The sequence below is a fragment of the Erwinia sp. E_sp_B01_1 genome, assembly GCF_036865545.1.
GTDB lineage: Bacteria > Pseudomonadota > Gammaproteobacteria > Enterobacterales > Enterobacteriaceae > Erwinia.
The window spans coordinates 3,370,806-3,395,340 of sequence record NZ_CP142208.1; the positions used below are offsets into that span (position 1 = coordinate 3,370,806).

23 protein-coding genes are annotated in these 24,535 nt (G+C 56.3%); 10 read left to right on the forward strand and 13 right to left on the reverse strand.

Features of this window, described 5'->3' with window-relative positions:
* Positions 1-4 precede the first annotated feature (4 nt).
* The 5 genes from accD to pdxB all read right to left on the reverse strand — a co-directional run bounded on the left by accD (position 5) and on the right by pdxB (position 4,807).
* Positions 5-916 (reverse strand): acetyl-CoA carboxylase, carboxyltransferase subunit beta, encoded by a 912-nt coding sequence (accD, locus tag VRC33_RS15785; protein WP_338564515.1) that lies wholly within the window; start codon positions 914-916, stop codon positions 5-7.
* 146 nt (positions 917-1,062) lie between these two features.
* Positions 1,063-1,725 carry a DedA family protein gene (locus tag VRC33_RS15790; RefSeq protein ID WP_338557260.1) on the reverse strand — a complete coding sequence of 221 codons (663 nt, stop codon included), beginning with the start codon at positions 1,723-1,725 and terminating at the stop codon, positions 1,063-1,065.
* A gap of 29 nt (positions 1,726-1,754) precedes the next feature.
* A complete protein-coding gene (gene truA / locus VRC33_RS15795) occupies positions 1,755-2,555 on the reverse strand; it encodes a tRNA pseudouridine(38-40) synthase TruA (RefSeq protein WP_338564316.1) in 801 nt (266 codons plus the stop codon).
* Between the two features lie 14 nt (positions 2,556-2,569).
* On the reverse strand, positions 2,570-3,580 hold the full coding sequence (locus VRC33_RS15800; RefSeq protein WP_338557261.1) for an aspartate-semialdehyde dehydrogenase: 1,011 nt from the start codon (positions 3,578-3,580) through the stop codon (positions 2,570-2,572).
* A gap of 90 nt (positions 3,581-3,670) precedes the next feature.
* Positions 3,671-4,807, reverse strand: coding sequence for a 4-phosphoerythronate dehydrogenase PdxB (gene pdxB, locus VRC33_RS15805; RefSeq protein WP_338557262.1), 1,137 nt, complete (start codon positions 4,805-4,807; stop codon positions 3,671-3,673).
* A gap of 142 nt (positions 4,808-4,949) precedes the next feature.
* On the opposite strand from pdxB, the gene VRC33_RS15810 reads away from it, so the two are divergent.
* Positions 4,950-5,858 carry a DMT family transporter gene (locus tag VRC33_RS15810; RefSeq protein WP_338576767.1) on the forward strand — a complete coding sequence of 303 codons (909 nt, stop codon included), beginning with the start codon at positions 4,950-4,952 and terminating at the stop codon, positions 5,856-5,858.
* 149 nt (positions 5,859-6,007) lie between these two features.
* Positions 6,008-7,045, forward strand: a complete 1,038-nt coding sequence (gene flk / locus VRC33_RS15815; RefSeq protein WP_338557264.1) for a flagella biosynthesis regulator Flk — start codon at positions 6,008-6,010, stop codon at positions 7,043-7,045.
* 120 nt (positions 7,046-7,165) lie between these two features.
* Here flk and VRC33_RS15820 read toward each other — a convergent pair whose 3' ends face one another.
* Positions 7,166-8,341 (reverse strand): MFS transporter, encoded by a 1,176-nt coding sequence (locus VRC33_RS15820; protein WP_338557265.1) that lies wholly within the window; start codon positions 8,339-8,341, stop codon positions 7,166-7,168.
* A 631-nt stretch (positions 8,342-8,972) separates the two neighbouring features.
* Between VRC33_RS15820 and VRC33_RS15825 the strand changes: the two genes are divergently transcribed.
* From VRC33_RS15825 to VRC33_RS15855, 7 genes are all read left to right on the forward strand, one after another.
* The gene (locus VRC33_RS15825) at positions 8,973-9,959 is read left to right on the forward strand and encodes an autoinducer 2 ABC transporter substrate-binding protein (RefSeq protein WP_338557266.1); all 987 of its coding nucleotides are present in this window, start codon (positions 8,973-8,975) and stop codon (positions 9,957-9,959) included.
* 68 nt (positions 9,960-10,027) lie between these two features.
* Positions 10,028-11,521, forward strand: coding sequence for a sugar ABC transporter ATP-binding protein (locus VRC33_RS15830; protein WP_338557267.1), 1,494 nt, complete (start codon positions 10,028-10,030; stop codon positions 11,519-11,521).
* A complete protein-coding gene (locus VRC33_RS15835) occupies positions 11,514-12,500 on the forward strand; it encodes an ABC transporter permease (protein WP_338557268.1) in 987 nt (328 codons plus the stop codon). Before VRC33_RS15830 ends, VRC33_RS15835 begins: the two co-directional genes overlap by 8 nt.
* A gap of 1 nt (position 12,501) precedes the next feature.
* The gene (locus tag VRC33_RS15840) at positions 12,502-13,461 is read left to right on the forward strand and encodes an ABC transporter permease (protein ID WP_338557269.1); all 960 of its coding nucleotides are present in this window, start codon (positions 12,502-12,504) and stop codon (positions 13,459-13,461) included.
* A 2-nt stretch (positions 13,462-13,463) separates the two neighbouring features.
* A complete protein-coding gene (locus tag VRC33_RS15845; protein WP_338557270.1) occupies positions 13,464-15,098 on the forward strand; it encodes an FGGY-family carbohydrate kinase in 1,635 nt (544 codons plus the stop codon).
* The gene (locus VRC33_RS15850; protein WP_338557271.1) at positions 15,098-15,736 is read left to right on the forward strand and encodes an SIS domain-containing protein; all 639 of its coding nucleotides are present in this window, start codon (positions 15,098-15,100) and stop codon (positions 15,734-15,736) included. The genes VRC33_RS15845 and VRC33_RS15850 overlap by 1 nt, the downstream gene beginning before the upstream one ends.
* Positions 15,702-16,082, forward strand: coding sequence for an MmcQ/YjbR family DNA-binding protein (locus tag VRC33_RS15855; RefSeq protein WP_338557272.1), 381 nt, complete (start codon positions 15,702-15,704; stop codon positions 16,080-16,082). Before VRC33_RS15850 ends, VRC33_RS15855 begins: the two co-directional genes overlap by 35 nt.
* Positions 16,083-16,217: 135 nt before the next feature.
* Here VRC33_RS15855 and fabB read toward each other — a convergent pair whose 3' ends face one another.
* Entirely contained in the window at positions 16,218-17,441 is a 1,224-nt protein-coding gene (fabB, locus tag VRC33_RS15860) for a beta-ketoacyl-ACP synthase I (protein ID WP_338557273.1), read from the reverse strand.
* A 156-nt stretch (positions 17,442-17,597) separates the two neighbouring features.
* Here fabB and mnmC point away from each other — a divergent pair, with 156 nt between their 5' ends.
* Entirely contained in the window at positions 17,598-19,742 is a 2,145-nt protein-coding gene (gene mnmC / locus VRC33_RS15865) for an FAD-dependent 5-carboxymethylaminomethyl-2-thiouridine(34) oxidoreductase MnmC (protein WP_338557274.1), read from the forward strand.
* A 42-nt stretch (positions 19,743-19,784) separates the two neighbouring features.
* Here the strand turns inward: mnmC and VRC33_RS15870 are convergent, their stop codons facing one another.
* From VRC33_RS15870 to prmB, 6 genes are all read right to left on the reverse strand, one after another.
* The gene (locus tag VRC33_RS15870) at positions 19,785-20,066 is read right to left on the reverse strand and encodes a YfcL family protein (RefSeq protein ID WP_338557275.1); all 282 of its coding nucleotides are present in this window, start codon (positions 20,064-20,066) and stop codon (positions 19,785-19,787) included.
* Positions 20,067-20,096: 30 nt separating this feature from the next.
* A complete protein-coding gene (locus VRC33_RS15875) occupies positions 20,097-20,642 on the reverse strand; it encodes an elongation factor P hydroxylase (protein ID WP_338557276.1) in 546 nt (181 codons plus the stop codon).
* An 80-nt stretch (positions 20,643-20,722) separates the two neighbouring features.
* Entirely contained in the window at positions 20,723-21,526 is an 804-nt protein-coding gene (locus tag VRC33_RS15880) for a sulfite exporter TauE/SafE family protein (RefSeq protein WP_338557277.1), read from the reverse strand.
* A gap of 9 nt (positions 21,527-21,535) precedes the next feature.
* Positions 21,536-22,360 (reverse strand): penicillin-insensitive murein endopeptidase, encoded by an 825-nt coding sequence (gene mepA / locus VRC33_RS15885; protein ID WP_338557278.1) that lies wholly within the window; start codon positions 22,358-22,360, stop codon positions 21,536-21,538.
* A gap of 4 nt (positions 22,361-22,364) precedes the next feature.
* Positions 22,365-23,450 carry a chorismate synthase gene (aroC, locus tag VRC33_RS15890; RefSeq protein ID WP_338557279.1) on the reverse strand — a complete coding sequence of 362 codons (1,086 nt, stop codon included), beginning with the start codon at positions 23,448-23,450 and terminating at the stop codon, positions 22,365-22,367.
* A 20-nt stretch (positions 23,451-23,470) separates the two neighbouring features.
* Positions 23,471-24,403, reverse strand: coding sequence for a 50S ribosomal protein L3 N(5)-glutamine methyltransferase (prmB, locus tag VRC33_RS15895; protein WP_338557280.1), 933 nt, complete (start codon positions 24,401-24,403; stop codon positions 23,471-23,473).
* Positions 24,404-24,535 lie beyond the last annotated feature (132 nt).

Genomic DNA, 24,535 nt, shown 5'->3' on the forward strand with positions numbered 1-24,535 from the left:
TCAGTCAGGCTTCTTCGCCCTGGGGTTCGTCCCCGGCAACTTCTGCCTGAGCCTCTTCCTGCGGTGCAGGCAGATTCATCATTTTGGCCAGAATGCTTGCCAGCTTAAAGCGCATGACCGGGCGACGGATGATCATGTCGATCGCGCCCTTCTCAATCAGGAATTCACTGCGCTGGAAGCCCGGTGGCAGTTTCTCACGCACTGTCTGCTCGATAACGCGTGGGCCGGCAAAGCCGATCAACGCTTTAGGTTCAGCAATGTTCAGATCGCCCAGCATGGCGAAGCTGGCGGAAACGCCGCCCATGGTAGGGTCAGTCAGCACGGAGATATAAGGCAGACCGCGTTCCTGCATTTTAGCCAGTGCCGCACTGGTTTTCGCCATCTGCATCAGCGACATCAGCGCTTCCTGCATACGGGCACCACCAGAAGCGGAGAAGCAGATCATCGGACAGTTGTCTTCCAGCGCCTGCTCAACAGCACGAACGAAGCGCGCGCCCACGACGGAGCCCATAGAGCCGCCCATAAAGGAGAACTCAAAGGCCGCAGCCACAACAGGCATACCGTGCAGCGTGCCTTTCATCACGATCAGCGCGTCTTTTTCGTCGGTCTCTTTTTGCGCAGCCACCAGACGATCTTTGTATTTTTTGGAGTCTTTAAACTTCAGCAGATCTTTTGGCTCCAGCTCGCTGCCCAGCTCGATTAACGAGCCTTCGTCCAGCACGCTGTGCAGACGCTCACGGCCATGCATACGCATGTGGTGATCGCATTTCGGGCAAACTTCCAGATTGCGCTCCAGCTCGGCGCGGTACAGAACCTGGCCGCAGCTGTCGCACTTGGTCCAGACCCCTTCAGGGATACTGGCTTTGCGCGAGGGAGTGATGGTGCTTTTATTGAGAATTCGTTCAATCCAGCTCATTGAGGACCTTTCTGTTTGAACCTGGTGAAACCAGTTTTCTTTTACCACGCCGCACGGCAGCGCAGACCATAATGTCGCTCATTAAACCATAACCGCCCGATGCTGTGGATAAAAATCTGGTCATCAGGCGGCAGTTTAGCGAGGTTTTACTGCGATTTCTGCTGACGCGCGGCGCGGCGATGGCGCCAGACTTCAATGATGCCAGGCAGAATTGAAAGTAAGATAATCGCCACGATCAGCAGTTTCAGATTCTCCTGCACTACCGGCAAGTCGCCAAACAGGTAGCCCGCGTAGGAGAACAGCAGTACCCACAGCAACCCGCCCGAAATGTTATACAGGGCAAAGTGGCGGTAGGACATTTTCCCCATCCCGGCGACAAACGGCGCAAAAGTCCGGACGATCGGCACGAAGCGCGCAAGAATAATCGTTTTCCCGCCGTGACGCTCGTAAAATTGATGGGTTTTATCGAGGTGGCTGCGACGGAAGATCTTCGAATTCGGGTTGCTGAACAATTTGTCGCCAAAAAGCCGCCCGATGGTGTAGTTCACCGCATCCCCCACGATGGCTGCCACCGACATCAGGGTGACCATCACATGAATATTCAGATCGTTAGTGGGCAAAGCAGCCAGCGCACCGGCCACAAACAGCAGGGAATCCCCCGGCAGGAACGGGGTCACTACCAGTCCGGTTTCGCAAAACAGGATCAGAAACAGAATGGCATAAACCCACATGCCATACTGCGCTACCAGCTCCGCCAGATGGACATCAATATGCAGGATGAAGTCGACAACAAAACGAATCAGTTCCATACACGTTTCCTTAATTCTCCAGGCTTCATTTAATCCTCGAGGAACAGTGGTCCCATCGGCGGACGTGGTAAATCATAGTGTTGCGGATAATCGACCGAGACCAGGTACAGTCCTTCGGCCCGTGCAGTGGCTGCTGCCAGCGTGCGATCTTTCGCCGCCAGCAGCTCTGCGATCCAGCTTTCCTGCTGATTGCCACAGCCTACTTCCATCAGGCTCCCTACAATGTTGCGTACCATATGGTGGACAAACGCATTGGCCTTGATGTCCACAATCACGTAAGCGCCGAAGCGGCTGACGTTGAGATGGATCACGTTGCGCCAGGGCGTACGGGACTGGCACTGTACGGCGCGGAACGACGTAAAGTCGTTCTCACCCAACAGAAGCTGTCCTGCACGCTGCATTTTTTCCACATCCAGCGGATGATAAAAGTGCGTAACGCCACCATGCAAAATCGCCGGGCGCAGGCGGCGGTTATAGATAACATACCGGTAGCGGCGCGCGGTGGCGCTAAAACGGGCATGAAAATCATCCGCGACAGGTTTCACCCAGCGCACCGCGATATCATCGGGTAAATTAGCATTAACCCCCAGCGTCCAGGCGGCATCCTTACGCAGGGAAGTGGTCTCAAAATGCACCACCTGACCGGTACCGTGAACCCCGGCATCAGTCCTGCCTGCGCAATAGACGCTGACCGGATGGTTAGCGACTTTCGACAACGCTTTTTCAAGCTTTTCCTGTACGCTGCGCACTTCCTGCTGACGCTGCCAGCCATAGTAACGGCTGCCATCATATTCAATGCCGAGCGCCAGCTTCTGCTTTTGCTCAGGCAAACCCACTTCAGACATCAGTACATATACTCCTGGATCAGCTTCTCAGCGGTTTTCACCGCCATCAACGCGCCGCCAAAGCGAACGTTGTCGGCCACCGACCAGAACTGCAACATCTCAGGCACGCCATAGTCGGTGCGCACGCAGCCCAGGCTCAGCACATCGTTGCCCGACGCGTCGCCAACCTGAGTGGGGTAATCGTCTTCGTCAGAGAGGCGGATATCTTCGGTCTGCAAGAACACTTCTCGCGCTTCTTCTGCTGACATCGGACGCAGATTCTCGATATGCACGATCTGCGCATTGCCATAGAACACCGGGGCCTGCACGGTTGAGACAGAAATCGGCAATCCTTCGTCCTGCAGCACTTTACGGACCTGATCCACCAGACGACGCTCCTGCAGCACGCTGCCTTCAGCATCCGCCAGGAGCGGCAGCATGTTGAACGCCAGCTGGCGGTCAAAGAAGCCCTTTTCCGCCGGCAGGCCGTTAAGCAGACGTGCGCTTTCACCGGCCAGAGAGTCCACGGCAGCTTTGCCGTGTGCGGATGCGGCAATCAGACTGGTGACCTGCAGGCGACCAAGGCCAGCCTGATCGACCAGCGGCTTGATGGCGCAAAGCAGCTGGCTGGTGACGCTGTCCGCCACGCTGATGATATTGCGGTTACGGTAATCACCCAGTGCCTGCGGATTAACGTCCGGCACGACCAGAGGCACGTCCGGCTCCAGCGCGAACAGATCGCTGCTGTCGATGACCAGGCAGCCGGAGTTGGCAGCCTCGTCGGCATAGCGCGCAGAGGCTTCACGCCCGGCGGTGAAGAATGCCAGCTGCACCTGAGACCAGTCGAAGGTACTCGCATCGGTAACCAGCACCGATTTGCCATCAAAACGCAGGGTTTCACCCGCGCTGCGTTCGCTCGCCAGCGCATATAAATCACCAACCGGGAACTGACGTTCTGCCAGCAGTTCCAGTACAGCTTGCCCTACTGCGCCTGTCGCGCCTAATAGCGCAATGTTCCAGCCGTCAGACATGTTGGTTAACTCCAGAAAAGACTACAAAAAAAGAAGGCGGCTATCGCACCGCCCGGGGAAGCAGATTATCAACCGGGGCGTATCTTACCCTCAGGAGGCCGGATGAAAAACGGCGTTAAATCCTAGTTTTTTCAGCAGGGTCGCCGCCTGTTCCGAATCGCACTGCACCAGCAGTGAAGACCATTCGCGACGCTCCAGATAATTCTTGCGCAGGCGGTCAAATTCGCCAGGCACCGCGGCCACCGCACGCAGCGGGGCATCATCGCGGCGCACATCATACACCAGATGCACCAGTCTTTTCAGCGTTGGCTGATCCAGCTCACCGTGCAGGGTAATTCGCCCAAATTCCGGGGCGGGAAGCAGCGTATCTAATGCTACCTGCTGCGGCTGTCCCAGAAATTGCGTCCAGGCTTCAAATACCTGGGTGGTGCCGCGTGCTTTGCCCTCCAGGGTGTAGCCCGCAATGTGTGCGGTAGCGATATCCACTTTATCCAGCAGCGGCAGGGAAAGCTCGGGTTCCGGCTCCCAGACGTCCAGCACCACGCTCAGGTCATCGCGCTTTTGCAGCACGTTAAGCAGCGCGGCATTATCCACCACCGCGCCACGGCAGGCGTTGATCAGAATGGTGCCGGGCTTCAGCGCCATCAGCAGCGCTTCATCGGCCAGATGCAACGTTTTATACTCGCCCTGTTTAAACAGCGGCGTGTGGAACGTCAGGATATCCGCTTCCGCCACCAGCCTGGACAACGGCAGGAACTCGCCTTCATCGCCCCGATCGGCACGCGGGGGATCGCAAAGCAGGGTTTTGATACCCAAAGCTTCCAGCCGCGCCTGCAGGCGTCCGCCTACGTTACCCACGCCCACGATGCCGACGGTGCGGTCTGTTAACAGGAAACTATCACGCTCGGCCAGCAGCAGCAGCGAAGAGAAGACATACTCCACCACCGCGATAGCGTTACAGCCTGGCGCGGCTGAGAAGGCGATCCCCTGCTCCCGCAGATAATCTTCATCAATATGATCGGTTCCGGCCGTGGCCGTGCCAACGAATTTTACCGGTTTGCCGCTGAGCAGTTCCGCATTCACTTTAGTGACCGACCGAACCATCAGACCATCGGCATTGTCCAGCTCTGCCTGAGGTACTGGCCGTCCGGGAACCGCAACCACATCGCCTGTGCGGCTGAACAGCTCGCGGGCATAAGGCATATTTTCATCAACAAGGATTTTCACAATGGTGTTCCTGCCAGATAACTTGTGGGCGACATTCTGCCACAAACCGCCTGGACGAATCATTACCCGTCTGATAATCCCTGGCGGTCTTTGCCAGGAGAGGCGTAAGCTATCTTCACGTTTTTCCTAATCTGGCTTCCCGATGAATTTTATGTTTCCCCTGATGGCCGTGCTGATCTGGTCAGTGAATGCCATTGTCAGCAAAGTCTCTGCCGGGGCAATCGATCCTGCCGCTATCTCTTTTTACCGCTGGCTTCTGGCTCTGCTGACTCTGACACCCTTTGTGTTGCCAGCCGTCTGGCGCAATCGTCAGCAAATTGGCAGGGTATGGTGGAAACTGCTGATTCTGGGACTGCTGGGGATGGTGCTTTATCAGAGCCTGGCTTACTACGCCGCCCACAGCGTGACCGCACTGTTTATGGGTATCCTGAACGCTCTGATCCCGCTGCTGACCGTGCTGATAAGCCTCGTGGTATTGCGACTGGCACCGACGCTGGGCATTGTGATCGGCAGCCTGATGTCATTCTGCGGGCTGGTCTGGCTGGTGAGCCAGGGCAATCCGCAGCAGCTGTTGTCACAGGGCATGGGGAAAGGCGAGCTGATGATGTTTGCCGCTTCAACCTCCTACGCGCTGTATGGCGTACTGACCAAACGCTGGGCGATCCCACTGCCCAACTGGCAGAGTCTCTATGTGCAGATTGTTTTTGGCGTTCTGCTGCTGTTACCCAACTTTTTACTGGCGCAGGATGTCTCGCTTAACGCGCATAATATTCCGCTGGTGCTGTTCGCCGGGATCCCGGCTTCAATTATTGCCCCCTTCCTGTGGATTCAGGGCGTGATGAGGATGGGAGCCAATACTGCGACCATCTTTATGAACCTTGCACCGATCTTCACCGCCATTATCGCCGTGCTGTTTCTGCATGAAACCCTGCACAGCTATCATTTTATCGGCGGCGGCATCACCCTGCTGGGGGTTTTCCTTGCGCAGCGTCTTCGCACGCCCCTGCGGTTAAAAAAAACGCCCAAAAAAGAGACAGGATCGGCAGCATAAACTTCAGTTCCACCTGAAACCCGGGCTGAGAGCAATATATTTCCCCCCACCCGGCCTGCGCCACTACCTATCGCAGGGCGGGATTGTTATCATAGTGAATCCCCCTTTCTCCGGCGGCCCCGGATATTGATTGAGTTAAGGATTTTGTCATGCAACCTCTTAGCGGCCCCGGTGCGCCGATCCCTGGCGATCGTACGACGGTCGATGCCAAAACTGGCACCACCCGCCCTGGCCCGGGAGATCAACCGCTGACACCTGCTCAGCGCACCACGCTGGAAAGGCTGATCGTTAAAATCATGTCGCTGAGTTCGCTGAAGTCGCCTGAACTGTGGGCCGGGATGCGTCATGAGGTGGGGGTGAAAAACGACGGGGGTCTGCTGGCGCGCCATTTTCCTGCTGCTGAACAGTTTCTGAATAACCGCCTGTCTCAGGTGCAGAATACTCACGCTACCCGCCAGCTTTTCCAGCAGCTGACCGACCTGCTGCCTCAGGGCAATAACCGCCAGGCAGTGAGCGACTTTATCCGTCAGCAATTTGGTCATACGGTGCTCAGCTCCCTGAATCCGGACCAGTTGCGCCAGGTGCTGACCATGTTACAAAACGGTCAGATGGCGATCCCACAGCCACAGCAGAACCGTATTTCCGACCGGACGCTGCTTCCTGCAGAGCACCACACGCTGAATCAGCAGATCTCCCGGCTTGCAGCAGCAACGGGAGAACAGCCTGTTAAGCTCTGGGCTTCCGTCATGAAGATGGTGAATCTGCACAGCGGCGATCCTATCCCCTCCAGGCTTTATCCGCTGTTAACGCAGTATCTTCAGGTCAGCCATACGCTGAGCCAGCACACGGCGCCAACACTGCCGATGCTGCTCGCTTCGTTGAAAGTTCCGCCGGAGCCGGCAGAGCAGCGTATGCTGGAAGACGCCAGCCAGCAACGCTTCCAGCAGCCGCCCCTGGCGGTTCTGACTGCCGCTCAGGCGCAGGATCTGATGAACCTGCTGTTTGCCCGCCGTGCGGAGCGCTTACGCGAACAACAGGTTGCCGACAGCGAAATCCATCCGCAACCCATTGTGGCTCCGCTGTTTGGCTATGTGCCGCCTGTACTGCAGCCTGTGGTTAACCGTCCCGTCTTCACCACTTTTGCGGTGCTGGTCCTGCTCGGTTTCCTGATGTGGATTTTCCTCTGAGGCCTTAACAGCCACACTCTTCCGGTTTCCTCCGGGCAGGCCATTCGCCTGCTTTCCCCCCTGAATGACCGGGTGACCGTCGCGAAGCCAGAAATCCAGTCCACCGGCGTCAGCCTTTCCCTACTGACTTCTGGCGAAGTTAAAGGTGACGGCGATACCCAGCACGGCACAGACGGCTCCGGCGAGATAAACCGATCCATAACCCAGCGAGGTGGCGAGGATACCGGTGAGCGGGCCGCTGGCTCCGTAGGCAATGTCCTGAAATGCGGAGAACCCGCCCAGTGCCGTGCCGCGCACCTGTGGAGCAACACGTTTGACCACCTCCACGCCCAGCGCAGGAAAAATCAGCGAGCAGCCGCACCCGGTCAGCGCGGCGCCAGCCAGCGCCATCCAGCCGGAGGTGGAAAAACCCAGCACCAGCAAACCCACGGCTTCCACCGCCAGCGAAACCAGCGCCACTTTGATGCCGCCTAACCGGTCAGGCATCCAGCCAAACAGGATACGCATCAGCACGAAGGAGAGCCCAAAAGCGGTCATGGCAAAACCGGCGTTACCCCATTGCTGGCTGGCAAAATAGAGGGAAGTGAAGGTTCCGATTACCGCAAAGCCGACGCCCTGCAACGCCAGCCCACAACCGGGTGAAAGGATTTGTCCCACCACTTTCCATAACGAAGGACGCTCCCCATCATGCGTGGGAACCGGTTTAACCCAGAAATTAAACAACAGGGCAAATACCGGCAGGATCATGGTGGTAATCCCCATCGCCATAAAGCCCCACTGGTTATGCAGCATCAGCCCCAGAGGCGCCCCGGCGGCCAGCGCGCCATAAATGGCCATACCGTTCCAGGACATCACCTGTCCGGATCGTTTCGGCCCCACCAGCCCCATTCCCCAGGTAAGATTTCCAGTCAGAAGCTGACTTTCGCCAAAGCCCAGCAGCAGACGCCCCACCACCAGCAAGGCAAATTTGCCCATCACCGGCAGGGGAAGCAGCGCCGCAAGCACATAGGCCAGCCCCACCAGCGTGCAGGCCAGCATGCCCTGAAGCACCGAACGCTTTGCACCGTGCCGATCGGCCAGACGCCCGGCATAGCCACGAGTCAGTAAGGTGGCGAAAAACTGAATCCCGACCGCAATCCCGACCATGACATTGTTCAACCCCAATTCCTGATGAACAAACAAGGGGATAACGGGCAGCGCCAGGCCGGCAGTCAGATAAGTTAAAAACACGGCAAATGAGATGCTCGCCAGTGAGGCAGTTGGATTGCTCTGGCGACCTTCAAGAGTTGTCGACATGACGTCAGGTTCTCCTTGTGACTACGTAAGGGCACGTCTTACTGCGCGCGCCCGATGGGACCCTTGCCGGAGCAGGGTCAGGACGCGTTGATTAACGTTGAACGCTTACGCAACATCATGACGACGTTGAAAGGGAATTTGTGGCAAAAGTTTGGATCATTGCCGGGCCGCCGTCAATAACGTAAACCCGCCCTTTGTAACCAGGTTACGTTGCTTATTACCTGACATATTCCCTTGCGGGGCGGCTTCAGGACCACTCAGTTGCGGGACTCTTCACAAATTTGATATGCCAGTTTTGCCGGTTCTGCCATTTGTGAAGTTTTTGGAGGCTTTACCGCAGCAAGCCTCTTTTGATGTTAAATATTAGATAAAAATAAACCAATAATTAACAATTAATAAACATAAAAAAATCGTACTTTTACTACAAAATAATTTAATTAACCTTAAATTAACATAAAAGCAGATAAAATTTAACTAAAAACATCGCCGATCACATTTCCAGCTGCGGCTTGCCCGATCCGGCCTGGCTGCTTGCTATCTTGCTTTCGTGGTGTCAGTGACATCCGGCCATTATAAGCCTGCGCCAGGCGGGCAATCAGCGGACAATCCGCCCCTACAATAAGGTATTGCTATGAAATTCAACGTCGCATTACTCAATGCATGTGTTGTTTCTGCCTGCATGCTGTTTACAACACCCTCTTTTTCCGCTGAAAAACATGATATTGCCGTGGTGGCTAAAGTAACCGGTATTCCGTGGTTTACCCGTATGGAAGTGGGTGTGAAAGAGGCGGCGACCAAACTGGACGTAAACGCCTACCAGGTGGGCGGCTCCACGCCCGATCCGGCCCAGCAGGTCAAGGTGATTGAAGACCTGATCGCCAAAAAAGTGGATGCCATTATTGTGGTGCCCAACGATGCCAAAGTGCTGGAACCCGTGCTGAAGAAGGCCCGCGCTCAGGGTATCGTGGTGCTGAGCCATGAATCACCGGATCAGCAGATTGCCCAGTGGGATGTGGAAACCATCGACAGCCAGAAATATGCCGAGAAGAACATGGATGAGCTGGCCAGCGCCATGGGTGGAAAAGGTGGTTATGCCATTTACGTTGGTTCGCTGACTGTGCCCCTGCATAACGCCTGGGCTGATGCCGCCATCAAATACCAGAAAACAAAATATCCGGAAATGCATGAAGTCACCTCGCGCCTGCCGGTGGCCGAGAGCATCGATAAATCCTACGCCACCACCCTCGACCTGATGCGTACCTATCCGGATCTGAAAGGCATTATCGGCTTCGGTTCCCTTGGCCCTGTTGGTGCCGGTCAGGCAGTGAAAAGCAAACGGGCGAAAAACAAAATTGCCGTGGTCGGCATCGCCATGCCTGCTCAGGCTGCGCCTTACCTGGCTACCGGTGATATCAAGAAAGTGCTGTTGTGGGATCCGAAAGATGCCGGTTTTGCGCTGGTCAGCCTTGCCGATCAACTTCTTGACGGCAAACAGGTCACCAGCGACTTGACCATTGATGGCCTGGGGAAAGCCGATGTGGATATGAAAACCCATGTGATCCGCTTTAACCGCATTCTGGAAGTGACCAAAGATAACGCCAAAACGCTTGGCTTCTGAGAGTCCTGTCCTGCCGGTCATGCGCTGACCGGCAACCAGACTGCCTGGTGATATTCCTGGGGTAATCTATGTCGCAAACCTTTCTCTCGCTTGAAAAAATCAGCAAATCCTTTCCCGGCGTCCGGGCACTGGATAGCGTCAGCCTGACCCTGAATAAAGGCGAAGTTCACTGCCTGGCCGGGCAAAACGGCTGTGGAAAAAGTACGCTGATCAAAGTGATCTCCGGGGTCTACCATCCCGACAAAGGATCGCACATTGGGATTGATGGCAAGCTGTTCGGCCATCTCACCCCTTCACTTTCTGCTTTTTACGGCGTGCAGGTCATTTACCAGGACCTGTCGCTGTTCCCCAATCTCACGGTGGCGGAGAACATTGCCGTTCACCGCTATCTGCCCGGCGGCGGATTCTGGGTTAACCGTGGGGCGATGCGCAAGCTGGCCGTGGATACCCTTAAACGCATCGGCGTGACGCTGGATCCGGACAGAAAAGTGGAGAAGCTCTCGATTGCCGATCGTCAGTTAGTGGCTATCTGCCGGGCGCTGGCTGCGGATGCCAGCCTGGTGATCATGGATGAACCTACCGCCTCGCTGACCCGTCATGAGGTCAATGGCCTGCTGCGGGTAGTCAGTGAACTGAAGGCTGCCGGCATCTGTGTGGTCTTTGTCAGCCACAAGCTGGATGAAGTGATGGAAGTGGCCGATCGCATCAGCGTGATGCGCGACGGCAAGCTGGTTGGCACCTGGCAAGCCCAGGATCTCAACAGCGATGAGCTGGCGTTCCTGATGACCGGCCAGCGCTTTGCCTTCAGCCACCTGCCGGAGCGGGCAGACAAAAGCGAAACGCCGCTGCTGGAAGTGCGCAATCTGTCGCGTAAAGGCCAGTATCACGCCATCAACCTTAGCCTGCGCCGCGGTGAGATTACCTCCATCGTGGGGCTGCTGGGCGCGGGACGGACAGAACTTTGCCTGTCGCTGTTTGGCATGACTCAGCCGGACAGCGGCGAGATCAGCGTTGAGGGCCAGACCGTCAGGCTGCACAGCAACCGGGAAGCGATCCGTCAGGGCATTGCTTATGTCTCAGAAGACCGTCAGAGCCAGGGCCTGGTGATGCAGCAGTCGATTTTCGACAACATGCTGGTGCCCGTTTTTAATCGCCTTCACAACCGGGCCGGGCTGATGGATAAAGCCAAAGCCCGCCATCAGGTCGCCAGTCTGATCCGTAAACTGAATATCAAAGTCTCAGACAGCCAGCTGCCGGTCCAGACGCTTTCCGGTGGCAACGCGCAGCGTGTTGCCATTGCCAAATGGGTCGCTACTGAACCCAGGGTACTGATTCTGGACTCCCCTACCGTGGGCGTGGATATCGCCAATAAAGAGGGAATTTACCGTATTGCCCGCGACCTGGCGGAGTCCGGGATGGCGGTGCTGATGATTTGCGATGAAATCCCGGAAGCCTATTACAACAGCCATCGCGTGTTAGTGATGCGCAAAGGGGAACTGGTCGCCAGTTTCGCACCACATCAGTGCCGGGAAGAGGAGATTGCAGAGGTGGTGAATGAATAACAAATTGCGTCATCTTATCGGCCACCATGAGTTCTGGCTGGGGATGCTAATCCTGCTGCTGGGCCTGGGTCTGAGCCTGCGTACCAGCGAATTTTTAACCCTGGGTAACCTGACCGATGTGGCCACCAGCTATGCCATTCTGGGCATTCTTGCCTGTGGGCTGTTTGTGGTGCTGATCGCCGGAGGCATCGATATCTCCTTCCCGGCGATGACGGCGATTGCACAGTATGTGATGGCCAGCACGCTGCTGGCACACGGCGGCAACTTCCTGATGATTTTTGCTGTCGCCACGGGCTGCGGGCTGGTGCTGGGCCTGATCAATGGCGCGCTGGTTTATTTCCTGCGTGTACCCGCCATTATTATCACCATCGCCACCCTGAACCTGTTCTACGGCCTGCTGGTCTGGTTCACCAACGGCACCTGGCTCTACGGTTTCCCTGACTGGTTTATGAACGGTATTAACTGGTTCTCCTTTACCGCTGCTGACGGCTATGAATATGGGCTGACGTTACCGCTGCTCTGCCTGCTGGCGGTGTTTGTGCTGACCGGTGTGCTGATGCGTTATACGCGGCTCGGCAGGCAAATCTACGCGATGGGGGGAAACCGTGAGTCTGCCTCCCGTCTTGGAATGAACCTGCTGACGCTGCATTTTTACGTCTATGGCTATATGGGCCTGCTGGCTGGTGTGGCAGCCGTGGTTCAGGCGCAGACGACCCAATCCGTGGCGCCTAATTCACTGGTCGGTTATGAGCTGACCGTACTGGCAGCCGTAGTGCTTGGAGGCACCAGCATGACCGGAGGGCGCGGTACGCTGATCGGGACGCTGCTGGGGGTTTTGCTGTTGGCCTTCCTGCAAAATGGCCTGACCTTGCTGGCCGTCTCTTCCTACTGGCATATGGTATTCAGCGGCCTGATTATTCTGGTCAGCGTCAGCGCCACCGCGTGGAACGAAAAGCGCAAACTGGCGAAGGGGATCTGATATGAACACCCTGAACAAAATGTTACCCGGTGACCGCATTATTCGCCTGCAACTGTTGATGATGGTGATAGTGCTGGTCCTGTTCTCCTTCACGCTTGGTGGCCGGTTCTTCAGCACCGGCAACTTCCAGTCGATCGCCACGCAGTTGCCGGTGCTGGGCCTGCTGGCACTGGGTATGGGACTGACCATGCTGACCGGTGGGATTAATTTGTCGATCATCGCCAGCGCCAATGCCTGTTCGCTGTTGATGGGGGCAATTATCGTTGCGCATCCCGGCCAGCCGCTGTTTCTGCTGCTGGCGCTGATTGCCGGTGCGCTGCTGGCGGTGCTGATAGGCACGCTGAACGGCCTGCTGATCGCGGTAGTCGGCGTGTCGCCTATTCTTGCCACGCTGGGCACCATGACGCTGATCGCCGGGCTGAATATTCTGCTGTCCAACGGCGCGGTGATTTCAGGCTTCCCCCCGCTGATTCAGTTTCTCGGCAACGGGGATATTTTTGGCGTGCCCTTTGCCCTGCTGCTGTTCCTGCTGGTGGCTTTCGGGCTGTGGGTTTTACTGGAGCAGACTACGCTGGGCCGCAGCATCTACCTGCTGGGATCTAACGAACAGGCCACGCGCTTCAGCGGAGTGAACACCGCAAAGGTGCAGATCATTGTCTACATTTTCTCCGCTCTTTTAAGCTGGGGGGCGGCTTTACTGATGATGTCGATGTTTAACTCCGCCAAAGCGGGCTATGGCGAATCCTGGCTGCTGGTGACCATCCTGGCTTCGGTGCTGGGCGGCGTGAATCCGGAGGGCGGATTTGGCCGGGTGATCGGGCTGGTGCTGGCGCTGATCGTCTTACAAATGCTGGAAAGTGGGCTGAATCTGCTGGGCGTGAGCAGCTATCTGACGATGGCGCTCTGGGGCGGCGTACTTATCCTGTTTATTGCGTTACAGAATCGCAGAGGCCGAGGCTGACAATGACAAGTTACTATCTGGGTGTGGATGTGGGGACCGGCAGCGCGAGAGCGGGTATTTTCGATCTCAGGGGCAGGATGATGGGTCAGGCCAGCCGGGAGATTGAACTTTTTCGCCCGCAGGCCGACTTTGTGGAGCAGTCTTCAGACAATATCTGGCAGGCGGTTTGCCAGGCGGTACGGGACGCCGTGAATCAGAGCAACATCAATCCGGTGCAGATTAAAGGGATCGGTTTTGATGCCACCTGCTCGCTGGTGGTGCTGGATAAAGAGGGCAAGCCGCTGACGGTCAGTCCTTCCGGACGCAGTGAACAAAATATTATTGTCTGGATGGATCACCGCGCCATTTCTCAGGCTGAACGGCTCAATGCGCTGCAACACCGGGTGCTCGATTATGTGGGCGGCGTAATCTCCCCTGAGATGCAGACCCCAAAGCTACTCTGGCTGAAGCAGCATATGCCAAACAGCTGGCAGAATATCGGCCACCTGTTTGATTTGCCGGACTTCCTGACCTGGCGCGCCACGCAGGATGAAACCCGCTCGCTCTGTTCCCTGGTCTGTAAATGGACCTACATGGGCCATGAAAATCGCTGGGATGAGAGCTACTTCCGCCAGGCTGGTCTGGAAGATCTGCTTGAACATGATGCGGCAAAGATTGGCCGCGACGTGAAAACCATGGGCGAACCCCTGGGTCAGGGTCTGACGCAGCGCGCCGCCACCGAGCTGGGCCTGCTGCCCGGCACCGCCGTCAGCGTGTCGATAATTGATGCCCATGCAGGAAGCCTGGGCACGCTGGGCGCGGCAGGTGCTTCCGGAGAACATGCCGATTTTGACCGGAGGATCGCGCTGATTGGCGGTACCTCCACCGGCCATATGGCTATCTCAAAAGAGCCAAGGTTCATTAAAGGCGTCTGGGGCCCCTACTACTCGGCCATTCTGCCGGACTTCTGGCTGAATGAAGGCGGACAGTCGGCCACGGGTGCGCTGATAGATCATATGATCCAGTCTCATCCCTGCTACGCCACGCTACGCGATCGGGGCACAGCACAGGGCAAAACGATCTATGAAGTGCTGAACAACCTGCTGAGAAAAATGGCGGGCGAACCGGAGAAGATTGCTTTCCTGACCCGGGATATTCATATGCTGCCCTACTTCCACGGCAACCGCTCGCCAAGGGCGAATCCCAATCTGACCGGGATCCTCACCGGGCTTAAGCTTTCCCGCACGCCTGAAGATATGGCACTGCATTATCTGGCTACCCTTCAGGCCATCGCGCTGGGCGCAAGGCACATCATTGAAACCATGAATCAGACCGGTTACAGCATTGATACCATCATGGCCAGCGGCGGCGGCACTAAAAATCCGCTGTTTGTGCAGGAACATGCCAATGCGACCGGCTGCGCCATGCTGCTACCGGAAGAGAGCGAAGCTATGCTGCTGGGTAGCGCCATGATGGGTACCGTGGCTGCCGGAGCCTATGACTCTCTGCCTGAAGCGATGAATGCCATGAGCCGCATCGGTAAAACCGTCACGCCGCAAACCAATGAGATCAAGCGCTATTACGATCAGAAGTACCGGGTATTCCGCGAGATGTACCACGACCATATGAAATATCGCCATATGATGCAGGAGGCCTGATGGACGCGGAACAGAGCTGGCAACAGGCCACCGGCGGCTGGGAAGTTTATCGCCGGGCGTTGAGTGACCTGGAGCGCCAGCTCGACCGCCAGCAGTGGCTGGCGATCCTCAACGTGCTGGCAACCTGTCGGGGAAAAATTGCCGTTACCGGCATCGGCACTTCTGGTATCGCGGCGCGAAAAATTGCTCATATGCTGGCCTGTATTGAGCATCCCGCCATCTGGCTCAGCGCGGCCGATGCCGCCCACGGGGATATCGGCTTTCTGCGGGCTGACGATGTGCTGATTATGCTGTCACGCGGCGGCAACTCCGACGAGCTTACGCGGCTGCTGCCGACGCTGAAAAGCAAAGGCACCACGCTTGTCAGCGTCACCGAAAATGCGGCTTCCGCCATTGCGCAGGCCGCAGACCTGCTGCTGCTGATGCCGAAAACTCAGGAGATCGATCCACTAAAAATGCTGGCCACCACCTCAATTATCAGCGTGCTGGCGGTGTTCGACGCTATGATCGCGGCACTGATGACCCACAGCGGCTTTAACACTGATATATTGCTGAAGGTGCATCCGGGTGGAAATGTAGGGAAACAATTAAGAGAGGACGACGATGGACGGAAAACAGATTCAGCAGGCAGCAATTAAGATCGCTGCGGCGTTACCGGCAGCGGAACTTTGCTATCCGTTCGGGCCGGAGTATGAGGTGTTTAAGGTGCGTGGCAAAATGTTTGCGCTGCTGGCGCAGGTGCGCGGCGAGAGGATAGTTAACCTTAAATGCCGCCCTCAGGATGGCGAACTGCACCGGGTGATCTACGACAGTATTCACGCGGCATACCATATGAATAAGCGCCACTGGATCTCAATCTATGCAGGTGAGCAAATCACCGAAGGACTGGTGCGGCAGCTGGTGGAAGAGTCTTACGATCTGGTGGTCGCCGGGTTGCCGAAAAAGCGGCGGCCAATGCATAAGCGCGAAGAAACCAGCAAATAAATTTTCCGGATGAAGCCGTTGGCAACAGCGCCTGCTGTATGGCAAATCCACCGTTTTTTTAACGCTGCCAAAAACAAAAACGCCTGATGAAAATCATCAGGCGTTTGAACCACAGGCAACAGCAGCAATCAGCCGTTAAGCCAGCTTGCGCATCACCAGCGTGGCGTTGGTGCCGCCGAAACCGAAGCTGTTAGACATCACAGTAGTCAGCTTCTGCTCGGTCGGTTTGGTCACGATGTTCAGCCCTTCTGCAGCCGCATCCAGCTCATCGATGTTGATGCTTGGGGCGATAAATCCATGCTCCAGCATCAGCAGTGAGTAGATGGCTTCCTGCACGCCAGCGGCACCCAGAGAGTGACCGGTCATGGCTTTGGTAGCAGACATTGCCGGAGTGGTGTCTTTGAACACTTCACGGATAGCACCCAGCTCCTTCACATCGCCCACCGGCGTGGAGGTGCCGTGGGTGTTCAGGTAGTCGATTGGGGTGTCCACATCGGCCATAGCCAGACGCATACAGCGCATGGCACCTTCGCCCGATGGTGCAACCATGTCCGCGCCGTCAGACGTTGCGCCGTAGCCAACCACTTCTGCATAGATGTGTGCGCCACGTGCCAGAGCGTGTTCCAGCTCTTCAACCACCACCATGCCGCCGCCGCCAGCGATAACAAAGCCGTCACGGCTGGTATCGTAAGTACGGGAAGCTTTTTCCGGTGATTCATTATACTTGGTGGACAGCGCGCCCATCGCGTCGAACTCACAGGACATTTCCCAGCACAGCTCTTCGCCGCCGCCAGCAAACACCACATCCTGTTTGCCAAGCTGGATCTGCTCTACTGCGTTACCGATACAGTGAGCGGAAGTCGCACAGGCGGAGCTGATGGAGTAGTTCACGCCGTGAATTTTAAACGGAGTTGCCAGGCAGGCAGAAACGCCAGAAGCCATAGCTTTGGTGACCATATAAGGGCCAACGCCGCGCAGACCTTTTGCACGCATTCCGTCAACGCTGGCAGCCTGATAGAAAGGTGAACCGCCGCCGGAACCTGCTACCAGACCCACGCGTGGGTTGTTCTGATACTGCTCAACGGTCAGGCCGGAATCTTTAACCGCTTCCAGCATAGAGATGTAGGCATAAATGGACGCATCGCTCATAAAACGCAAAATTTTGCGATCGATGACACTGGAGATTTCGTCTTTAGTCAGCTTGACGTTACCCCAGACGTGACTACGCATACCGGAATCTTTCAGCTCCTGAGAAAAGGTAATGCCGGAACGACCTTCACGCAAAGACGCCAGAACTTCTTCCTGGTTATTACCTATGCTGGAAACGATACCCAGGCCAGTAATCACTGCACGTTTCATTCAATACCTCATTCACTGCTTATATTAGGATTCGACAGGCACTTTAGCTTACAGTTGTACGCCGAACAAGTCCGATCAGCGCTTAACTTTTGTAAATTTGCGTGGGCCAGCTCACACCGTTACAATCGCGTCATCCCTGATAACTGAGCTTTTACCTTGAAAACGACCCCGATCGAGCATGCCGAACTAAGCTGGAATGAACAGGGTACACCTGTATCCCGAGCTTTTGGCGACGTCTATTTTTCAAACGAGAATGGGCTGGAAGAAACCCGCCATGTGTTCCTGGGCGGCAATCAACTGCCCGATCGTTTTGCTCACCATCCGCGCGATTTATTTATCGTCGCCGAGACGGGATTTGGCACCGGGCTGAATTTTTTAACCCTGTGGCAGACGTTTGATCGTTTTCGTGAAACACACCCCGAAGCTAAGTTACAGCGTTTACACTTTATCAGCTGTGAGAAATATCCTTTAAATGTCACGGATTTAGCCAGCGCCCAGGCCCACTGGCCTGAACTGGCGGATTATGCAGCGGCGTTACAGGCGCAGTGGCCGGTTGCCCTGCCCGGCTGTCACAGGGTATTGCTCGACGGGGGTCGTATTACGCTCGACCTGTGGTTTGGCGATATTAATCAGCTGATCCACACTTTTGATGACACTCTGCGCCACCAGGTGGATGCCTGGTTCCTGGATGGTTTCGCCCCTTCAAAAAATCCCGACATGTGGACGCCGGAACTTTTCGCCTGTATGGCAAAGCTCGCCCGTAAAGGTTGCACCTTTGCAACCTTCACCGCTGCCGGTTTTGTTCGTCGTGGGCTAAAAGAAGCGGGCTTTACCGTGATCCGTAGTAAAGGCTTTGGTCCTAAGCGCGAGATGCTGTGCGGCTCGCTGGACGACGAGATCAACAACCCGGCACATATGCCCTGGTATTCCCGTCCCGCAGCTCAGGGTGAGGATATTGCCCTGATTGGCGGAGGCATTGCCAGCGCCCTTCTGGCGCTGGCATTACTGCGTCGCGGCAAAAAAGTGACCTTATATTGTGCGGATGCTCAGCCTGCGCAAGGCGCTTCGGGCAACCGCCAGGGCGCGCTCTATCCGCTGATTAATCAGCACGATCCGGCGCTGGCGCGTTTTTTCCCCAGCGCATTTACCTTTGCCCGCCGGCTTTATGACAGCCTGACCGTGAAATTTGACCATGACTGGTGCGGCGTGACCCAGCTGGGCTGGGATGAGAAAAGCAGCGAAAAAATTGGCCGCCTGCTGGCGATGGGCCTGCCGGAAGCGATAGCCCGTGAAGTGTCGACGGCGGAAGCAGAAGCCCTGTGTGGGGTTGAAACGGGCTGTGGCGGTATAACCTATCCGCTGGGCGGCTGGCTCTCTCCGGGCCAGTTGACCCCTGCGCTGTTTGAACTGGCCTGTCAGCAGGGGCTGGAGATCCACTGGTCGCACAAATTGACTGCGTTTGAGCCCGCTGATGTTCCTCTACAGGTTCAGACTGAAGGGGAATCAGAAGCAACATTGCCTTCAGGCGATCTGCCTGAAGGGGAATCAGAGTCAATGTTGCCTTCAGGCGACCTGCCTGAAGAGGCGCGGGGAACGTCACCCAACGTTGAGTTGAATCATCGCTGGCAATTGCTGTTCGAGGGGCAGCCCAGCCGTGAACATGCCAATGTTGTGCTGGCCACCGGCCATACGCTGGCCTCGTTTGCGCAGAGTGAAAAACTGCCGGCCTATGCGGTCGGCGGTCAGGTCAGCCATATTCCTACAGCGCCAGCGCTGGGACAGCTTAAGCAGGTGCTGTGCTATGACGGTTACCTGACGCCGGTCAATCCCCACAATCTGCATCACTGTATCGGCGCCAGCTATCACCGTGCTGACAGCTCTGCGGCTTACCGCGAAGAGGATCAGCAGGAGAACCGTGAGCGGCTGATACGCTGCCTGCCGGATGCAGACTGGGCGAAAGAGGTGGATGTCAGCGCCGGGGATGCCCGCTGTGGCGTTCGTTGTGCTTCCCGCGATCATTTGCCGATGTTTGGCCCGCTGCCGGATTATCAGCAAACGCTGGAACAGTATGCCAGCCTCTCACAGGAAAAAGAGGGCGCGCAGCCTGCCCCGGTGCACAGAGGCGTGTTTGTGCTGGGTGCTCTGGGTTCAAGGGGATTATGCAGTGGCCCGCTGGCAGCAGAAGTGCTGGCGGCAGAACTGTGTGGCGAACCGATCCCGCTTGATGCTGATACGCTGGGCGCGATGCATCCAAATCGTTACTGGGTCAGAAAGTTACTCAAGGGAAAAGCGGTGAAATAAGCCGGTGAAATAAAGCCAGGCGACACGATGGCCGCCTGGTTTTCAGGCTGACTGACGGGCCTGCAGGAACAGGTTGTCCCACATACCGATTACCAGCGCCTGGTCACGCGGTGAGAGTTCACCCGCCTGAATGGCATTTTGCAGGCTTTTCTGCACCTGAATCTGCAAAGCTTCTGCCGTGTGTTCGCCCGTCAGCTCGATTTCCGCCACGGCCAGCGTCAGGTGCCCACGCAGATAACCACTGGCAAACAGCTCGTCGTCACTGGCGCTTTCCACCATGTCGTCGATCAGGGCCAGGATACGCGCCTCAAATTCATCGATCATACAATTCCTTATCCGTTCCTTCCCCGTCCGTCACAGATCTTCCGGCCAGGGAAACTGTGCCGCCGTCAGCGGGGGCGTTGAGTAATACGAGCAGAGTTCAGCAATAAAACGGGCTGGACGGGCAGCAAGGCCCTGTTCCAGATGCGTCATTACCTGAGCATGGACTTTACGCTGAAACGCGATGCGATCCGGCTCACAATCCCCGTTGAGATTGTCACAACTTACATTGAAGGGAAACCCCGCCGCAACACAAAACATCCACTCCAGCGATTGCGGTTTCACTTCCACCGCTTCGAACTGGTTTTGCGTCATGGCATCGCGCCCGTCCGGGCAATACCAGTAGCCAAAATCGACCTGCTTACGCCGCTCTGCTCCGGCAATACACCAGTGCGAAATTTCATGCAGCGCGCTGGCGTAATAACCGTGGGCAAACACCACGCGGTGGTAATCCACTTCTTCATCGGCAGGAAGATAGATGGGTTCGTCATCGCCTTTAATCAGGCGTGTCTGAAAATCATTAAAAAAGCAGCGATCGAAGATGTCGATCAGCTGGGGATAGTGGTGGGTCGCGTTCATTTTACTTATCTTCTGAGAGTTCTGACTCGTTTTACCTGCCTGCACCAGAGAAATTGGGCAGATCCTTCTGCCAGCCACCGTCAGCCAAAGAGATGGCGACACCAGGCGGCAATTGCCGCACCGTGGCTGTCGTACAGCAGTTTGGCACTCATTACCGCTGAGACGATGACCACCATCGGGCGGATCAGCGTCTGGCCACGGCTCAGGACCATGCGTGCGCCCATCCGCGCGCCGCAAATTGCGCCTACCAGCATCACCAGACCGGTTCCCCACACCACTTTGCCGCCGAACATAAAGAACAGCAGGCCGCCAAAATTGGACGTGAAGTTCAGCACTTTGGCGTGCGCGGTGGATTTCGCCAGATTAAAGCCGCACAGGGTGACAAAGGCCAGCGCATAAAAAGAGCCGGCACCGGGGCCAAAGAAGCCGTCATAAAATCCGACGCAGCCCCCGGCCACCAGCGCAAAAGGCAGACCGTGAAGCCGGCGCTGACGATCTTCTTCGCCGATTTTCGGCATCAGCAGAAAATAGAGCCCGATAGTAATCAGCAGCAGCGGCAGAACCTGGCGCAGGATCTCAGCCTGAATATGCTGGATCAGAATCGCCCCGGTCACCGCACCGATAAAGGTCATGGCAATGTTGAGCTTCTGCTCAGCAAGATTGACCGCTTTTCGGCGGACAAAATAGAGGCTGGCGGAAAAGGATCCGCCTACCGACTGCAATTTGTTGGTGGCAATAGCCTGAGCCGGAGAGAGGCCAACAGACATCAGCGCAGGAACCGTTAACAATCCCCCACCGCCCGCAATCGAATCGATAAAACCTGCCAGCATGGCAACAAAAAACAGCAGCCCAACCAGCAGCGGGCTGATTACAAACCAATCCATCTTTGATCCCTAGAGCAAATGTTTATCCAGCAGTGCCTGACAGGAAGGCGGTAACGGTGGTGGCTCACGCTTCACTGGCGCGCCCGTGCCTGGTTTTGCAGGCAGGAACCAGCTTTCCAGCTCAGCACCACAGCCATCACCGGCCGGAGGCGCAGGCTGGTCCTGACACTCCATGCTGCCTGTAGGGCAACGCAGACGCACGTGCATATGGGCGCGATGACCAAACCAGGGCCGGACTTTACGCAGCCAGTCACGATCCACACCCGCATCAGCACAAAGCTGCTTTTTAATTGCAGGATTGACGAAGATACGCGTGACGTCGTTGTCTTTCGCCGCCAACTTAATCAGGCTGTCAATCTCAGGCTGCCAGTGGCGTGCCACCACATTTTTTCCATTCGCCGCGACTAAATCCAGCGGCTGTGGCTTCAACAACATTTGGGACGTCCAGCGCGTGGCAGGGAGCTGAAGCCAGATATCCACATCCAGGCCGGACTGATGACTGGCGTGACCGCTACTGAAACGCCCGCCCGCAGCCATGCCCATATCGCCAATCAGCACTTCGCCAAGCTGCAGGTTATGAACCTGGGTACTCAGGCGCTGAATAAACAGAATTAAATCCGGATGGCCGTAATAACGACGCTGATCCTGTCGCATCACCTGATACTCAGGCGCCTCAAGCGGCAGTGCCTGTGCGCCCACAATACAGCCATTGGCAAACTGCCCGATAGACTGGGGTGCACCGCTTATCGGCTGGCGAATGGACTGCCAGGGCGTTACGGCGAAACTGGACGCGCTGACCAGCAGCGCGCAAAGAGCAATCAGCGTCTTTTTCATCGGGTTACCAGCGGGGGATATCCGTATGGACATCAGCGTTCTGAGCGCGCTGACGCAGTAAATGATCCATCAGGACGATCGCCATCATCGCTTCGGCGATCGGCACTGCGCGGATCCCTACGCAGGGATCGTGACGGCCTTTGGTGATCATCTCCACTTCTTCACCAAAGCGGTTAATGGTTTTACCCGGTACGGTAATGCTTGAGGTCGGTTTCATCGCCAGGTTAGCCAGAATCGGCTGCCCGCTGCTGATACCACCGAGAATACCGCCCGCATGGTTGCTCTGGAAACCCCCGGCACGGATCTCATCCCGGTGCTCGCTGCCACGCTGGCTGACAACCGCGAAACCATCCCCAATCTCCACGCCTTTCACCGCGTTGATGCTCATCAGCGCGTGGGCCAGATCGGCATCCAGACGATCGAACACCGGCTCACCCAGACCGACCGGCACGTTTTCAGCCATGACTGAAACCTTCGCACCAATCGAGTCTCCCTCTTTTTTCAGAGCGCGCATCAGTTCATCCAGCGCCTCGATTTTATCGGGATCCGGACAGAAGAACGGATTTTGTTCTACCTGATCCCAGTCTTTCAGCTCGCAGGCAACATCACCAATCTGCGCCAGATAGCCACGCACTTTAATGCCGTACTTCAGGGCGAGATACTTTTTAGCAATCGCTCCGGCAGCCACGCGCATCGCGGTTTCACGGGCGGAAGAGCGCCCGCCACCACGATAGTCCCGCAGGCCATATTTCTGCTCATAGGTGTAGTCAGCGTGACCAGGACGAAACACGTCTTTGATAGCGCTGTAATCCTGCGAACGCTGGTCAGTATTTTCAATCAGCAGGCCGATACTGGTACCGGTGGTCACCCCTTCAAAAACACCTGAGAGGATTTTTACCCGATCCGGTTCGCGACGCTGCGTCGTATAGCGGGAAGTCCCCGGACGACGACGATCCAGATCGTGCTGCAAATCGACCTCCGTCAGCGGGATCCCCGGAGGCACGCCGTCAACAATACAGCCGAGCGCCAGTCCGTGAGACTCACCGAAAGTGGTGACGCGAAAGAGTTGTCCAATAGTGTTACCAGCCATGATGCCCTCTTTATTCTTCTTTAATCTTTGAAAATACCAAAGTGGTGCTGTGCATCAACAATCTGCTGACGGGTAAGCATGAAGACGCCGTCGCCGCCGTTGGCAAATTCCAGCCAGGTGAACGGCACGTCAGGGTACTGCTCGATCATATGCACCATGCTGTTGCCCACTTCACAAATCAGTACGCCCTGCTCGCTCAGATAATCCGGCGCATTGGCCAGAATGCGACGCGCCAGCTTCAGCCCATCACGGCCCGCGGCCAGGCCAAGCTCCGGCTCATGCTGGTATTCGTTCGGCAGATCGTCCATATCCTCTTCATCCACATAAGGGGGATTGGTGACAATCAGGTCGTAAGGGGTTTTTGGCAGCTCGCGGAACAGATCGGCGCGAATAGGCGTGACGTTATGCACCAGACCGTGGGCCTCAATGTTTTGCTCAGCAACCGCCAGTGCATCAAACGAGATATCCACCGCGTCCACTTCCGCATCCGGGAAGGCATAGGCGCAGGCAACAGCGATACATCCGCTGCCGGTACACATATCCAGAATGTACTTTGGCTCGTGGGGGATCAGGGCTTCAAAACGATCGTTAATCAGTTCACCAATGGGGGAACGGGGCACCAGCACGCGCTCATCAACGTAAAACTCATGACCACAGAACCAGGCTTTATTGGTCAGGTAAGCGACCGGGATACGTTCGTTGATGCGGCGAATGACTCGCTCGACAATACGGTGACGTTCGCTGGAAGTCAGGCGCGCACTGCGCATATCTTCAGGAATATCCAGCGGCAGCCAGAGGGTGGGCAACACCAGCTGAACAGCTTCGTCCCAGGGATTGTCGGTGCCGTGTCCATACCATAGCTCAGCGGCGGAAAAGCGGCTGACCGACCAGCGGATCATATCCTGAATGGTATGCAACTCACTGACTGCTTCATCAACGAAAATTTTGTCCAATGTGCCCTCCACAGGCCTTACTAAAACTCGGCAGCTAGTTTGCCATGAAGCTGGCGATAATTCAGCGCGGCGGGGTGAAAAAGCTGACATTTGTTTTTTGAGTGCACAACTCAGGGTAGACTGTGGGCAATC